13 protein-coding genes, 1 tRNA gene and 2 pseudogenes are annotated in these 14,383 nt (G+C 70.9%); 11 read left to right on the top strand and 5 right to left on the bottom strand.

The genetic code is table 11. The annotated features are described in order from the left end of the window. Positions 1-322: 322 nt before the first annotated feature. Genes ACGF0J_RS18905 through ACGF0J_RS18890 form a run of 4 tightly spaced genes read left to right on the top strand, consistent with a single transcriptional unit; the run spans position 323 to position 4,197 of the window. On the top strand, positions 323-1,462 hold the full coding sequence (locus ACGF0J_RS18905; RefSeq protein ID WP_393147373.1) for a branched-chain amino acid ABC transporter permease: 1,140 nt from the start codon (positions 323-325) through the stop codon (positions 1,460-1,462). A gap of 11 nt (positions 1,463-1,473) precedes the next feature. Next, complete coding sequence (locus ACGF0J_RS18900; protein WP_393147371.1) at positions 1,474-2,460, top strand: branched-chain amino acid ABC transporter permease; 987 nt, start codon at positions 1,474-1,476, stop codon at positions 2,458-2,460. Further along, complete coding sequence (locus ACGF0J_RS18895) at positions 2,450-3,388, top strand: ABC transporter ATP-binding protein (protein WP_393147369.1); 939 nt, start codon at positions 2,450-2,452, stop codon at positions 3,386-3,388. The genes ACGF0J_RS18900 and ACGF0J_RS18895 overlap by 11 nt, the downstream gene beginning before the upstream one ends. Then, positions 3,385-4,197, top strand: coding sequence for an ABC transporter ATP-binding protein (locus ACGF0J_RS18890; RefSeq protein WP_393147367.1), 813 nt, complete (start codon positions 3,385-3,387; stop codon positions 4,195-4,197). Before ACGF0J_RS18895 ends, ACGF0J_RS18890 begins: the two co-directional genes overlap by 4 nt. Positions 4,198-4,637: 440 nt before the next feature. On the opposite strand, the gene ACGF0J_RS18885 is transcribed toward ACGF0J_RS18890, so the two are convergent. Next, positions 4,638-5,930: an ABC transporter substrate-binding protein gene (locus tag ACGF0J_RS18885; protein ID WP_393147365.1), complete on the bottom strand. Its 1,293-nt coding sequence runs from the start codon at positions 5,928-5,930 to the stop codon at positions 4,638-4,640. A gap of 185 nt (positions 5,931-6,115) precedes the next feature. Here ACGF0J_RS18885 and ACGF0J_RS18880 point away from each other — a divergent pair, with 185 nt between their 5' ends. Then, on the top strand, positions 6,116-6,973 hold the full coding sequence (locus ACGF0J_RS18880) for a hypothetical protein (RefSeq protein WP_393147364.1): 858 nt from the start codon (positions 6,116-6,118) through the stop codon (positions 6,971-6,973). Between the two features lie 86 nt (positions 6,974-7,059). On the opposite strand, the gene ACGF0J_RS18875 is transcribed toward ACGF0J_RS18880, so the two are convergent. Continuing rightward, positions 7,060-7,644, bottom strand: a complete 585-nt coding sequence (locus ACGF0J_RS18875) for an ANTAR domain-containing response regulator (RefSeq protein ID WP_393147362.1) — start codon at positions 7,642-7,644, stop codon at positions 7,060-7,062. Positions 7,645-7,751: 107 nt separating this feature from the next. Between ACGF0J_RS18875 and ACGF0J_RS18870 the strand changes: the two genes are divergently transcribed. From ACGF0J_RS18870 to dapD, 5 genes and pseudogenes are all read left to right on the top strand, one after another. Then, positions 7,752-7,834, top strand: a tRNA-Leu gene (locus tag ACGF0J_RS18870). Positions 7,835-7,875: 41 nt separating this feature from the next. Beyond that, positions 7,876-7,977: pseudogene (locus tag ACGF0J_RS18865) on the top strand (helix-turn-helix domain-containing protein); the annotation flags it as partial. A 228-nt stretch (positions 7,978-8,205) separates the two neighbouring features. After that, positions 8,206-8,631, top strand: coding sequence for a hypothetical protein (locus ACGF0J_RS18860; protein ID WP_393148083.1), 426 nt, complete (start codon positions 8,206-8,208; stop codon positions 8,629-8,631). Between the two features lie 108 nt (positions 8,632-8,739). Continuing rightward, positions 8,740-9,159, top strand: coding sequence for a pyridoxamine 5'-phosphate oxidase family protein (locus tag ACGF0J_RS18855; RefSeq protein WP_393147360.1), 420 nt, complete (start codon positions 8,740-8,742; stop codon positions 9,157-9,159). 105 nt (positions 9,160-9,264) lie between these two features. Next, positions 9,265-10,227 carry a 2,3,4,5-tetrahydropyridine-2,6-dicarboxylate N-succinyltransferase gene (dapD, locus tag ACGF0J_RS18850; protein ID WP_393147358.1) on the top strand — a complete coding sequence of 321 codons (963 nt, stop codon included), beginning with the start codon at positions 9,265-9,267 and terminating at the stop codon, positions 10,225-10,227. A 74-nt stretch (positions 10,228-10,301) separates the two neighbouring features. On the opposite strand, the gene ACGF0J_RS18845 is transcribed toward dapD, so the two are convergent. Beyond that, positions 10,302-11,564, bottom strand: a complete 1,263-nt coding sequence (locus ACGF0J_RS18845) for a globin domain-containing protein (protein ID WP_393147356.1) — start codon at positions 11,562-11,564, stop codon at positions 10,302-10,304. Between the two features lie 65 nt (positions 11,565-11,629). Further along, positions 11,630-12,112: an RrF2 family transcriptional regulator gene (locus ACGF0J_RS18840; protein ID WP_393147354.1), complete on the bottom strand. Its 483-nt coding sequence runs from the start codon at positions 12,110-12,112 to the stop codon at positions 11,630-11,632. Between the two features lie 168 nt (positions 12,113-12,280). On the opposite strand from ACGF0J_RS18840, the gene ACGF0J_RS18835 reads away from it, so the two are divergent. Next, positions 12,281-13,747: a nitronate monooxygenase gene (locus ACGF0J_RS18835; RefSeq protein ID WP_393147352.1), complete on the top strand. Its 1,467-nt coding sequence runs from the start codon at positions 12,281-12,283 to the stop codon at positions 13,745-13,747. Between the two features lie 15 nt (positions 13,748-13,762). Here the strand turns inward: ACGF0J_RS18835 and ACGF0J_RS18830 are convergent. Further along, positions 13,763-14,383 (bottom strand): annotated as a pseudogene (locus ACGF0J_RS18830) (hypothetical protein); the annotation flags it as partial.

Raw genomic sequence — 14,383 nt, 5'->3', positions numbered from 1 at the left:
GCTGACTTGGTTGCTCACGCTGGTGACACGCCGATGTCACTAATTGGTGACGAACAATAGTGAACCGGTCGTTCGAGGAATAAGCTCCCGCAACAGCATCCCAGTTGTGCCTGCGATGCCCGCGTGTCGAGATGGAGGGGCACAACCCCGCCTTGACCTATCTGAGGGAGCACCATTGCGCAGAGCCGTGATCGCGTTCACGGCCTTCCTGAGTGGACTCGTCCTCCTGCTCGCGTCACCCGCCCACGCGGCGACGCCCGAGCAGGGCCTACGAGGGACACTCACATTCCAAGGCCAGCCAGTGAACGGCGTGAAAATCGTCGTGACCACCGAAAGCGGACAACCCGTTGCGGAGGTTACAAGTAACGCCCAAGGCGCGTGGCAGGTCCCGGTCGAGAAGCCGGGAAAGTACAAGGTCACACTGGATGCCAACACGTTGCCGCAGAACGCCGCGGTCCGGGGTGGCAACAACGTCCGCACGCCCACCGTCTACGACGGCAACATGTCGACCGTGCTCTTCGCGCTGGAGGCCAAGGGCGCGCCCGGCCAGCCACAACCTGAACCGTCCGGGCAGAGCAGCTTCTGGACCCAGGCGGCACAGCTCGCCTTCGAGGGCCTCAACCTGGGCCTCATCATCGCCCTCGCCGCGCTCGGCCTGTCGCTCATCTACGGCACCACCGGCCTGACCAACTTCGCCCACGGCGAGCTGGTCACCCTGGGAGCCATCGTCGCCTACGCCTTCAACACCGGCTTCGGCCTGCACCTCATCCCCGCCGCCGGGATCGCCGTGATCATCGCGGGCGGGTTCGGCTACGCCCAGGACAGGTTCTTCTGGGGTCAGCTGCGCAGGCGCGGCACCGGCATCATCGCCATGATGATCGTCTCGATCGGCGTGGCGATCTTCCTGCGCTACCTGTTCCTCATCATCTTCGGCGGCCAGACCGAGGTCTACGAGCAGTACACCGGCCAGCCCGGCATCCAGGTCGGCCCCATCACCGCCGCTCCGAAGAACTTCGTCGCCATGGCCATCGAGCTCGCGGTCCTCGTCGTGGTCAGCCTGGCGCTGCTGCGCACCCGCACCGGCAAGGCGGCCCGCGCCGTGGCCGACAACCCGGCGCTCGCCGCGTCCTCCGGCATCAACGTCGACCGGGTCATCCGCATCATCTGGACCATGGGCGGCGCCATCGCCGCGCTGGCCGGCATCATGCTCGGCGTCTCGCAGAGCCTGAAGTTCAACATGGGCCAGGACATCCTGCTGCTCATCTTCGCCGGCGTCACGCTCGGCGGGCTCGGCACCGCGTGGGGCGCGCTCGTCGGCTCCCTCATCGTCGGCCTGTTCATCCAGCTGTCCACCCTCTGGGTGCCGGCGGAGCTCAAGAGCGTCGGCGCGCTGGCCGTACTCATCATCGTGCTCCTCTTCCGGCCGCAGGGCATCCTGGGCCGCCGCGAGCGGATCGGCTGACGGGGGGAACCATGGACTGGATCACGATCATCTCCACCACCGTCAAGGCCGCCATCGGCGTCGAGACGGTGCTCTACGCGCTCGCCGCCATCGGACTGAACGTCCACTTCGGCTACACCGGCCTGCTCAACTTCGGCCAGGCGGCCTTCATGGCCGTCGCCGGCTACGGCCTCGCCGTCACCGTCACCGTGCTGGGCCTGCCGTTCTGGGCCGGCATCGTGGTGGGCCTGCTGGCCGCGGCCCTCCTGGCGCTCCTGCTGGGCATCCCGACGCTGCGCCTGCGCGCCGACTACCTGGCCATCGTCACCATCGCCGCGGCGGAGATCATCCGGCTGATCTTCCGGTCGGTGGCGTTCAAGGACGTCTTCGGCGGCTCCGACGGCCGGCGCGGCTTCACCGACGGCTTCTACGCGATCAACCCCTTCCCCGCGGGCGAGTACGGCTTCGGCTGGCTCACCTTCAACCATCGCCTGCTGTGGGTCCTGGTCGTCGGCTGGCTCCTCATCGGCCTGTCGTGCCTGCTCGTCTACATGCTCATGAAGAGCCCGTGGGGCCGCGTGCTCAAGGCCATCCGCGAGGACGAGGACGCCGTGCGCAGCCTCGGCAAGAACGTCTTCTCGTACAAGATGCAGTCGCTGGTCCTCGGCGGCGTCATCGGCGCGCTGGGCGGGTTCGTCTACGGCCTGGCGTTCGCCTCGGTGCAGCCGGACATCTTCGGCACGGAGACGACCTTCTTCGCCTACACGATCCTCATCCTCGGCGGCGCGGCCCGCGTGTTCGGACCCGTCGTCGGCTCGATGATCTTCTGGGTGCTGCTGGTGCTCGTCTACGGCGTGCTGAGCGGAGCGGTCGAAGCCGGGTACATCACCTTCATGACCTCCACTCAGGTCGGCCAGTTCCGCTTCCTCCTCGTCGGGCTGGGGCTCATCCTCTTGGTCGTCTTCCGGCCACAGGGCATCTTCGGTGACAAGAGGGAGATAGCGATCGATGCACGCTGAGACCACGGCCACCGACCGCAAGGCCGCGGCGCTGGCCGCCTTCAAGGACCTGGCCCGCGATCCCGGCGTGGCCAAACCCGACCCGATCCTCGTGGTCGACAAGGTCGTGCGCCGCTTCGGCGGCCTCACCGCGGTCGACGTCGACCACGTCGAGGTCCAGCGCGGCTCCATCACCGCGCTGATCGGCCCCAACGGCGCCGGCAAGACGACGTTCTTCAACCAGCTCACCGGCTTCGACACGGCCGACGCCGGCCAGTGGACGTTCAACGGCCGCGCCATGAACGGCGTGCCCCCGCACAAGGTGGCCCGCGCCGGCATGGTGCGCACCTTCCAGCTCACCAAGGCCCTGTCCAAGCTGACCGTCATCGAGAACATGCGGCTCGGCGCCCAGGGCCAGAAGGGCGAGAGCTTCTGGCGCGCCCTCGTGCCCGGCTTCTGGCGGGAGCAGGAGGACGAGATCACCGAACGGGCCGAGGAGCTGCTCGTCCGCTTCAAGCTCGACAAGAAGCGCGACGACTTCGCCGGATCGCTGTCCGGCGGCCAGCGCAAGCTGCTGGAGATGGCCCGCGCGCTCATGGTCCAGCCGGAGCTGGTCATGCTCGACGAGCCCATGGCCGGGGTCAACCCGGCGCTCACCCAGTCGCTGCTCGGCCACGTCAAGGACCTGCGCGAGCAGGGCATGACCGTGCTGTTCGTCGAGCACGACATGGACATGGTGCGCGACATCAGCGACTGGGTGATCGTCATGGCCCAGGGCGCCGTCATCTCCGAAGGCCCGCCGGACACGATCATGTCCGACCCGCGCGTCATCGACGCCTACCTCGGCGCCCACCACGACGCCCCGTTGTCAGAGCGGGAACTGGAGGAGCAACTGCACGAGGCGGAGGCGGCGCTGGAGGAAGAGATCGTAGAGGAGACGCAGAAGTGAACGCCGTCCCCGAATCCACTCCCGGCGAGGCGCGGGCAGGCTCCGAGCGGGCCGTCACCGACCGCGGCGAGCACCTGGCCGGCGCCGAGGGCGCCGTGCTGCGGTGCGACGAACTCATCGCCGGCTACCTGCCGGGCGTCAACATCCTCAACGGCTCCGACCTGTACGTCCAGCAGGGCGAGCTGATCGGCATCATCGGCCCCAACGGCGCCGGCAAGTCGACGCTGCTCAAGGCCATGTTCGGACTCGTCAACATCCGCAGCGGCACGGTGAAGCTGAAGGGTGAGGACATCACGAACATGAAGGCGCACGAGCTGGTCGCCCGCGGCGTCGGCTACGTCCCGCAGACCAACAACGTCTTCCCCAGCCTCACCATCGAGGAGAACCTCGAGATGGGCGCCTTCCAGGTGCCCGGCAAGTTCAAGGAGCGCTTCGAGTTCGTCGCCGAGCTGTTCCCCGCCCTGAAGGAACGGCGCAAGCAGCGCGCCGGCTCCCTGTCGGGCGGCGAGCGGCAGATGGTGGCGATGGCCCGGGCGCTCATGACCGAGCCGTCGGTGCTGCTGCTGGACGAGCCGTCCGCGGGCCTGTCGCCCAAGCTGCAGGACCTGGTCTTCATCCAGGCCCAGCAGATCAACAAGGCGGGCGTCACGGTCGTCATGGTCGAGCAGAACGCCCGGCGCTGCCTGCAGATCTGCCACCGCGGCTACGTGCTGGACCAGGGCCGCAACGCCTACACCGGCACCGGCCGCCAGCTCGCCGACGACCCCAAGGTGATCGAGCTCTACCTCGGCACCCTGGCCAAGGCGTAACAGGATCACGAACGGCGAAGGGGCCTCCCCCCGGGGGGCTCCTTCGCCGTTTCCCTGGGCTGCGCGAGAGGCCGCCTGGGGGGCGCGAGAGGCCGCCTGGGGGGCGCGAGAGGCCACGCGTGGAAACGGCGGCCCACGCGCCGACTGGAGCCCCCAGAGGCCACGAGAGCGCCCGGAACACCCGGACCGCCCCTCGGGGGTCGCCCGGCGAAAGGCGGGCGTCACGCTGCCGTACAGCGCCGCCCCGCCGCATCCCGGCCTCCGGACGTACGGCGGCCGGCCGCGTCCCGGCGTCAGGCGGGATACGGCCGGCCATGACCCGGCGTCATGCGGGATATGCCCGGCCGTGACCCGGCGTCAGGCGGGCCGGACACACGCGAAAGGGCCCGGTCCGCTGGACCGGGCCCCTCTTCGCCGCTGTCAGGTCAGGGAGCGGATCGTCAGCCGGCGATGTTGCCGGTGCGGTACTCCAGGGCCTTCGTCGGGTACTTGTTGTCCTCGCCGTACTGGTAGATGCCGATGGTGGCGACGGCCGGGTCACCGGCCTCGTCGAACTCGACCGGGCCGCTCACACCCTCGTAGTCGATGTCCTTGCCGGCCTTGAGCAGCTCGACGCAGGTCTTGAAGTCGTTGCACTTCTCACCGCCCTTGCTGACCTCGGCCAGCTTCGCGGCGATGTCCGTGCCCGCGTCGCTCTTGGCGGCCTCGGCGGCCAGCGCGAGCAGGTTGGTGGCGTCGTAGGACTCGGGCGCGTAGCTGAAGTCCTCCAGCTTCGGGTTGACGGCCATCAGCTTCTTCTGGAACTCCTCCGGGGAGGCGGCGCCGGGGATGGTGCCCTTGACGCCCGTCAGCGAGCCCTTGGGCAGCTTGACGTAGTTGGTGTTGGAGGTGTTGCCGTCGACCATGTACCACTTGTGCTTGCTGGCCGGCATGCCCTGCTTGATGAGCTCCTGGATGACCTTGCCGGTCTCCTCGAAGCCGATCAGCACGATGGCCTTCGGGTTCTTGGCCTTGAGCTTGGCCACGTCGGCGGAGAAGTCGGCGGCCTTCGGGTCGTAGTCGACCCGCTCGACGACCTGGCCGCCGCCGTCGGTGACGGTCTTGGAGACCTGGTCGGCCAGGCCCGTGCCGTAGGAGTCCTGCATCGCCAGGATGCCGACCGTGTCGTTGCCGTCGGCCACGATCAGGTCGCCCAGCACGCGGCCCTGCAGCTTGTCCGGCGGCGAGGTGCGGAAGTAGAGACCCTTGTCCTCGATCGTGGTGAACTTGTCGGAGGTGTTGGCCGGCGAGAACTGGATCACACCCGCACCCGTGATCTTGTCGATCACGGACTCCGACACCGACGAGGAGGCGGCGCCGATGATGGCGTCGGCCTTCTGCGCCAGCAGCCTGTCCACCGACTGCGAGGCGATGTTCGTGGTGGTGTCACCGGAGTCGGTGTCGAACTTCGCCACCGGCTTGCCGAGCACGCCGCCGGCGTCGTTGATCTCCTTGATCGCCGCGTCGACGCCCGCGAACTCGGGCGGGCCGAGGAAGGCGAGGGAGCCCGTCTGCGGCAGCAGAGTGCCGATCGTCAGGGTGCCGTCACCCTTCGCCGCGGGAGCCGCGGAGGATGGCGCGGCCGATTCGGACGGCTGGGTAGCGGTATCGCTGCCACCACCGCAAGCTGTCAGGGCGAGGCTGGTGGCAGCCACGACAGCCAGCGCCCGCCCCACGGGAGCAATGCGGACCATGAAGTGTCTCCTTCATCTCCAGGCCGGGACCGGTCTGCGCCGACGTTCCCGATCGAATGACGGAAAGGTACAAAACCGCCGCGGGTCACAACCAGATGCCACGATGAACTGTCGGCACTTGGATGCTGAGTCGTAATCAGTCCTCAACTTACGAGAGGGCCGCTAGCTTGCCTAATGTGCCGGAAGTGAAGCGTTTTGGGCTCCCCCTCGTCCTCGCGGTCTCGGCCGCGACCACGCTCGCCGGCTGCGCCGCCGACCAGGGCGCCGAGCCGGTGACACGCCCGCCGGCCGGCGTCTCCGTGTCCCTGGCCCAATGGCGTTCGGACGAACCTGTGCACGCCCTGCAGATCGCCGTGCGCAATACCACCACCACGCCCGTGTATTTCGCCGACGTCCAACTGGTCACGGCTTCCTTCGAAACGCTACCGCCACAGCGCGCCGACGCCACGATCCGCCGCACCGAGCGCACCGATCTGCCCATCACCTACGGCGAGGCGAACTGCGCGCCGTCCGGCCTGCCCCGGCTCCAGCCGGCCACGGTCGTGGCCCGCGTCCGCACCGGCGACGAGCCGCTGCGCAAGGTCGTCTTCACCGTGCCGCATCCCGATCCGCTGCTGTCGCGGCTGCTGCGCGAGGAGTGCTCGGCGTACCTCGTCAAGCAGGCCGCCACCCTGTCGTTCGGGCCCGACTGGAAACGGGACGGCGAGCTGATGCGCGGCTCGCTGGTGCTCACCCGGCGAGGCGCGGGCACGGTGAGCGTGACCTCCGTGGACGGCACCACCCACTACATGGTCACGCCCGGCGTGCGGCGCCGTCCTCTGGTGACGCTGGAGGCGGGCGCGCGGCGGGCCGAGGCGCCCATCGCCCTGTCGCCCGGCCGGTGCGACCCGCACGCGTTCGCGGAGGCCAAGAAGGCGTTCCAGTTCCCCGTACGGGCCTCGGTCGACGGGGGCGAGGAGCGGATCGTCATCGTGACGCCGCCCCAGGACGCGCAGGACCGGCTGATCGACTACGCGCTGCGGGTGTGTGGCCTGCGCGGGTGAGCCCATTGCGAGGGTTCGAGGCCGCTTGGACGCCCAGTCGTGACCGGATCAACACCCAGCCGACATATGCGGGGATGAAGGGCGGTTCAGTCGGTCTTTTCCGCGTCGTCGATAACGATCTGGGCAACCTCGCGCATGCTCAGCCGGCGGTCCATGGACGCCTTCTGGATCCACCGGAACGCCTGCGGCTCGCTCCAGCCGTGCCCGGCCATCAGCAGCCCCTTGGCCCGCTCGACCAGCTTGCGCGTCTCCAGCCGGTCGGAAAGGTCGGACACCTCCTTGCTGAGGGCCACCATCTCCTCGTGCCTGCTGACCGCCATCTCGATCGCCGGCACCAGGTCGGCCTTGGTGAACGGCTTGACCAGATAGGCCATGGCACCCGCGTCCCTGGCCCGCTCCACCAGATCGCGTTGGGAGAACGCGGTGAGGATGAGACACGGGGCGATCCGGTCGGCCACGATCCGCTCGGCGGCGGAGATGCCGTCGAGCACCGGCATCTTGACGTCGAGGATCACCAGGTCGGGCTTCAGCTCGGCGGCCAGCCGGATCGCCTGCTCACCGTCACCGGCTTCGCCCACGACGACGTAGCCGTCCTCCTCGAGCATCTCCTTGAGGTCGAGGCGGATCAGCGCCTCGTCTTCCGCGATCACCACTCGCCGCTGCGTACTCACGAGCAGAAGAGTACCGATGTCCGCTAGATTAGAGCCACGTCCGCCCGGCCATTGATCAACTGCACGGCCGGAAAGGGCTTCATGTCCGGATAAGCTCGGACATCTCAGCCGGAATGGTGGAATGGCAGACACTGACGCCTCAAAAGCGTCTGCTCGAAAGGGCGTGCGGGTTCGAATCCCGCTTCCGGCACTCGCCCGCGAACTGTCGGTGACGGTTGACAGACTGAGCGTGTGCATCCTCGGGAGACCGTAGACCGCGCGCTGCGTCTGTCCGCGCGCGGCATGAGTGATCGTGAGGCCGCGGCCGTGTGCGGTGTCTCGCCTGGGACCGTGCGCAGGTGGCGCACCGGTGCGCGTCGGGCGCACGACGCCGACCGTCGCACCTGTCCTCGCTGTCACGGTCGTGAGCTCGATCCAATCGCGTACGCCCATCTTCTGGGTCTCTATCTGGGGGACGGGCACATCGTGCGATGCCGCAAGGACGTGTACCAACTCTCCCTCTTCTGCGGCGACACCTGGCCCGGCCTGATCCAAGAGGCCGCCACCGCGATGGCAGGTGTCATGCCGACCTCATCCGTGAGCCGCCGACAGCGCAGAGGATGCACCGAGGTCAAGAGCTACTCCAAGCACTGGGTCTGTCTCTTCCCCCAGCACGGGCCCGGCAGGAAGCACCAGCGTCCGATCACGCTCCACGACTGGCAGCGGGAGATCGTCGCCGGGTGGCCGGGATGGTTCGTGCGGGGTCTCATGCACTCCGACGGCTACCGGGGGGTCAACCACGTGCGCCGCGCGCTGCCCGGCGGCGTGCGCTGCTACTCCTATCCGCGCTACCTGTTCAAGAACGAGTCGGCCGACATCCTCGCCCTGTGCGGGGAGGCGCTCGACCTGCTCGGGGTGGCCTGGCGGCGCAACAAGCGCAACGAGATCTCCGTCGCCCGCCGGGAGGCCGTGGAGCTGCTGGACGCCCACGTCGGCCCCAAGTACTGACGCGATGCGCCGGGCCGCCTGTCGCCGCCAAGGATGGGCAAAGAATCCGCATCCGTGGCTGCGAGCGGCCGCGGACCGGTGATGTAGAGCGTGAAGGGGGTGGGGCCGATGGCGTTGACCGTGGCCGAGCAGGAGGCGTTCCTGGCCGACGCGCACATCGCCGCGGTGGCCGTGGACGCCGGCGCGGAGCGGGCGCCGCTGAACGTGCCCGTCTGGTACGACTACCGCCCGGGTGGCGAGGTGCGGTTCCTGACCGGCGGCGACTCGCTGAAGGCGCGGCTGATCGTCAAGGCGGGGCGGTTCTCGCTGCTCGTCCAGCGGGTGAGCCCGACCTACCGCTACGTCAGCGTCGAGGGGCCCGTGGTCGCCGCCACGCCCACCACGCTGGAGGAGCTGGCCCGGATCGCGGCGCGCTACCTGCCGGCCGACGCCGTGCCCGGCTACGTGGAAAGCTCGGACGCGCGGGCTCTGGTGACGTTCCGGATGCGGCCGGAGCGGTGGCTGTCGGCCGATCTGGGGGCGGTGTGAGCCGGCGGCGACGACCGGGCCCGGGTCGGTGTGCCGGTGTCGCGGCAGCCGTACGCGGGTGTCCGGTGCGCCGCCGGCAGGCGGGGTGACGGTATTTTGAGGCCCGTGACTGCTACAGATCCCACGGTGACCGGCGCGCACGGCATCGGCCTGGCCACCGTCACCGCCGACGGCACCGTTCTCGACACCTGGTACCCCGCTCCGGAGCTGGGCGACCCGCCCGCCACGGGCACCGAGCGGATCGACGCCGCCGAGGCCGGCGAGCTGGCCGCGCTCGTCGGCGCCGACGAGGCGCGGGGCGTCGAGGTGGTCGCGGTGCGCACCGGCATTGCCAAGCTCTCCGAGCCGCCGGTGGACGCGCACGACGCCTACCTGCGCCTGCACCTGCTCTCCGCCCGCCTGGTGAGGCCGCACGGGCTGAACCTGGACGGCGTCTTCGGCCTGCTGGCGAACGTCGTGTGGACCAGCCACGGGCCGTGCGCGGTGGAGGGTTTCGATCGGACGCGCCTGAGGCTGCGTGCGCGGGGCCCGGTGGCGGTGTACGGGGTGGACAAGTTCCCGAGGATGGCCGACTACGTGATGCCGTCGGGGGTGCGCATCGCCGACGCCGACCGGGTACGGCTCGGCGCCCACCTGGCTCCCGGCACCACGGTGATGCACGAGGGCTTCGTGAACTTCAACGCCGGCACCCTGGGCGCCTCCATGGTGGAGGGCCGCATCTCGGCCGGGGTCGTGGTGGGCGACGGCTCCGACGTGGGCGGCGGGGCCTCGATCATGGGCACCCTGTCGGGCGGCGGCAAGGAGGTCATCTCCGTCGGCGAGCGCTGCCTGCTGGGAGCCAACGCCGGGGTGGGCATCTCGCTGGGCGACGACTGCGTCGTGGAGGCGGGCCTGTACGTGACGGCAGGCACGAAGGTGGCGCTGCCGGACGGGCGCACGGTGAAGGCCAGGGAGCTGTCGGGCACTGACGGCCTGCTGTTCCGCCGCAACTCGCAGACGGGGGCCGTCGAGGTCTCGCCCCGCACGGGCGGCGGCATCGAGCTCAACTCCGCCCTGCACCAGAACTGAGGCCTTCGGCGGGCCCGGTCCGCGGGGGGTGCCAGGGGCTGGACCGGCACCCACCCTCAGCGGTCCGGCCGGGGTCAGGCGGCGGTGGCGAGCCAGAGGTCGGGGCCGAAGACCTCGTAGTGGATGTCGCGGGGTGCGACGCCCGCCTCTAGGAGCTGCCCGCGCACGTGCCTCATGAACGGCAGCGGGCCGCACAGGTAGGCCACGGCCCCGGCGGGGATCTCCATGCCGGCCAGGTCCATCGTGCCGGTCCGGACGGCGGCCCGGGTCCGGGTGGCGCCGTCCGCCGGCGGCTCCTCGTACCAGAACACCCGCGAGCCGCCCGGCAGCGCGTCGGTCAGGGCGGTCATGTCGGCGCGCAGGGCGTGGGCGGGCTCGGAGGTGTCGGCGTGCAGGAGCAGGACGCGGCGGCTGGAGCCGGTGTCCACCAGGTGCTGGAGCATCGCCGTGATGGGCGTGCAGCCGATGCCCGCGGAGGCCAGCACGACAGGCGCGCCATCACCGGTGCCGCCACCGGGGAGTTCGCCGGCGCGGCTCGTGGTGCGGACGTCGTCGAGGGTCACGTCGCCGAACGGCGACGACAGGGTCAGCTCGTCGCCTTCCGCCACGGTGGCGTGCAGGAGCGTGGACACCTCCCCCTCGGGCTGCTCGCCGCCGCGCACTCGCTTGACGGTGATGCGGCGCAGCCCGTCCTCGCCGAATCCGGACAGCGTGTACTGGCGGAGCTGGTTCACTCCGTCGGGCATCCGGACGCGGACGCTGACGTACTGGCCGGGACGGGCGGGCGGGACGGGCCCGCCGTCGGCCGGGCGCAGCGCGAAGGACACCACGTCGGCCGTCTCCTCGCGCCGTTCGACGACGCGCCACTGCCGCCAGGTCGCGCCGTGGCGGGCCCCGGCCTCGGCGTAGAGGCGGGCTTCGAGGGCGATCAGGGCGCCGGCCATCAGCCAGTAGACCTCGTCCCAGGCGGCGGCCACCTCGGGGGTCACGGCGTCGCCCAGCACGTCGGCGATCGCGCCGAACAGGTACTTGTGCACGATGACGTACTGGTCGTCGGTGATGCCGACCGCGGCGTGCTTGTGCGCGATGCGGCCGAGGAGGGCGTCGGGTCGCTCGTCGGGGCGTTCCACCAGCATGCCGGCGAAGGCGGCGAACGACCCGGCGAGGGCCTTGCGCTGCTCGCCGCTGCGCTGGTTGCCCCGGTTGAACAGCCCGTCGAGCAGTTCGGGCCGGTCGGCGAACATCGACTCGTAGAATCGCGCCGCGATGGCGTCCAGCGCGGCGCCGACGGCGGGCAGCGTGGCTCGGACGACGGCGGCGCTCTCCGCGGACAGCATGTGTACCTCCTGATCCAGGGCAGCCCGAAACCGGGCCCCGCTAAAATTGGAATCTGAGATACATATTAAAGAGCGGTCTCGGCGGTCTCCCCACCGGGAGTGGCCATCGCCCCGGGACGCGCGGTGAGCGCCAGCAGTGCGGGGCCGGTGGGCGCGGCCACCAGCGAGCCGACCGTGACCGTGTCGAGCGAGGCGTAGAAGGCTTCCTGGGCCTCCCGCAGCGCCGTGCGCAGCCGGCAGGCGGCCCGTAGCGGGCACGGCGGGCTGTCGTCGCAGCCGACCACGTCGCCGCCGCCCTCCAGGCTGCGGACGATGCCGCCGACGGAGGCGTCCCGGCCGGCCTCGGTGAGCTGGAGTCCGCCGCCCCGGCCACGCCTGGCCTCCACCAGCCCCAGCTCGCTGAGCCGCGCGACCGCCTTGGCGGCGTGCGTGTAGGGCACGGCGAGCAGGTCGGCGACCACACGGGTGGTCATCAGCTCGTCGCGGCCGGTCACGGCCAGCCGCATGACGATGCGCAGCGAGATGTCGGTGAAGGCGGTCAGCCGCATACCCCTACGGTAGGCGGTTCCGGTCACCGGCCGGGATCGGCGGAAAGGGCCGGGCGTCCCTGCGATCAGGGACTTTCGTCACTACGGCCGCGCGGTGCTCCGGTGATGGACTCCTCCGGGGCCGGCCCGGACCCCAGGCACCACCGGGCCGGCCGGAAGAGGAGGTCTGTGTTGTCCACCGCCGAGTCGATCAGTGAGCCCGTGGCCGGCGCCCACCGCCACCCGCCCGGCCCGCCCGTCCTCATCCAGGGCGGGATGGGCGTCGGGGTGTCCGGGTGGCGGCTGGCCCGGGCCGTCGCCGAGGCCGGGCAGCTCGGCGTGGTGTCCGGCACGGCGTTGGACGCCACCCTGGCCCGGCGGCTGCAGCTCGGCGACCCGGACGGCCGGCTGCGCCGCGCGCTCGCCCGCTTCCCGGTGCCTGCGGTCGCCGAGCGGGTGCTGCGGCGCTACTACGTGGCGGGCGGGACCGCTCCGGCCGTGCCGTACCGGCCCGTGCCGCGGCTGGGGCTGCGGCCGAACAGGGCCCGCGACGATCTGACGGTGGTGGCGAACTTCGCGGAGGTGTGGCTGGCCAAGGAAGGCCATGACGGCCTCGTCGGCGTCAACTACCTGGAGAAGATCCAGCTCGCCACGCCCGCCGCGGCCTACGGGGCGATGCTGGCCGGGGTGGACTACGTCCTGGTCGGCGCCGGTATCCCGGCCGAGATCCCGCGGCTGCTCGACGATCTGGCGGCGCACCGGCCGGCTGAGCTGACGGTCGCCGTGGCAGGCGGCGACGACTCCGCGCAGCGGCACACGGTCCGTGTCGACCCGGTCGAGCTGCTCGGGCCGGAGCCGCCGCCGGTGACGCGGCCGCGATTCCTGGCGATCGTCTCCTCGCACGTGCTCGCCGCGTACCTCGCCCGGTCGGCGGCGACCCGGCCGGACGGGTTCGTGGTGGAGTCGTCGGTGGCCGGCGGGCACAGCGCGCCGCCGCGCGGGCGGCTGCTGCTGGACGACGCGGGCGACCCCGTGTACGGGCCGCGGGACGAGGCCGACACCGCGAAGCTGGCGGCGCTCGGGCTGCCGTTCTGGCTGGCCGGCGGGTACGGCACGCCGGACGGGCTGGCGCGGGCCCGGGCGGTGGGGGCCGCGGGGGTCCAGGTGGGTTCGGCGTTCGCGTTGTGCCGGGAGTCGGGGCTGGACGGCGAGCTGCGGGAGCGGCTGCTGCGGCGCGCCCGGGCGGGCACGCTGCGGGTTCGCAACGACCCCCGGGCCTCCCCCACCGGCTTCCCGTTCAAGATCGCCGATGTGCCCGGGACGATGTCCGAGCCGGAGGTGTACAGCGCGCGGGCCCGGCTGTGCGACCTGGGCTACCTGCGCACGCCGTTCGCCAGGCCGGACGGCGCGATCGGCTACCGCTGCCCGGCCGAACCCGTGGGCACCTACGTCCGCAAGGGCCGCCCGGCGGAGGAGGCCGCCGGGCGGCACTGCCTGTGCAACGGGTTGCTCGCCGCGATCGGGCTCGGGCAGAGCCGCCCGGACGGCTACCGGGAGCCGCCGCTGCTCACACTCGGCCAGGACACGGGGTTCCTCGCCGGGCTGCCGGACGACCCCTCGGCGGCCGACGTGGTCGCGCGCCTTCTCGGCGGCTGACGGCGAGGGGAGCTCCTAACCTCGGGTCCTCGTGCCGTCGCCGACGGGGACGCCGTGCGCGTCGGGCCCCATGTCGTCGGGCCCCATGTCGTCGGGCCCCATATCGTCGCGCTGCGGGTCGTCGGGCCGCGCGCCGTCGCGCTGGGGGGTCTGGGGGTCGTCGCGCTGCGGGTCGGTGTTCGCATCGTCCTGGCAGCATGCGGCGTCGTCGTCGCCCCATGGGTCATCGGGGGCCGTGGTGGGCGACGTGCTCGGCGTGGGACGGGGGGTGCCCGGCGGGGCCGGTTCGGGGACCAGGCTCTCCGTCATGCCGATGTCGGCACGTGGCGGGAACTGCTGGACCGGCATGTTCTTCATCGCCTCGGTCATGAACGTACGCCAGGTGGCGGCCGGGTAGGTGGCACCCTCGAAGGCGGCGCCGAGAGGCACCTCGACCGGCGTGCTGTAGGGATTGGCCGCGTCGTAGCGCGTGCTCTTGCCCTTGGTCACCGGGCAGATGTCGTTCTTCGGCGGCACGACCTTGCCGCTCTTGGTCTTGCACTCCTGGCGGAACATGCCGACGGCGGTCGACAGTTGCGGGGTGAAGCCGACGAACCAGGCTTCCTTGTTGTTGTTGTTGGTGCCGGTCTTGCCGGC

It is taken from the genome of Nonomuraea sp. NPDC047897 (assembly GCF_043204415.1).
GTDB lineage: Bacteria > Actinomycetota > Actinomycetes > Streptosporangiales > Streptosporangiaceae > Nonomuraea.
Note: the sequence above shows the minus strand (reverse complement) of the source record. Positions and strands in the feature narration are given on the sequence as shown.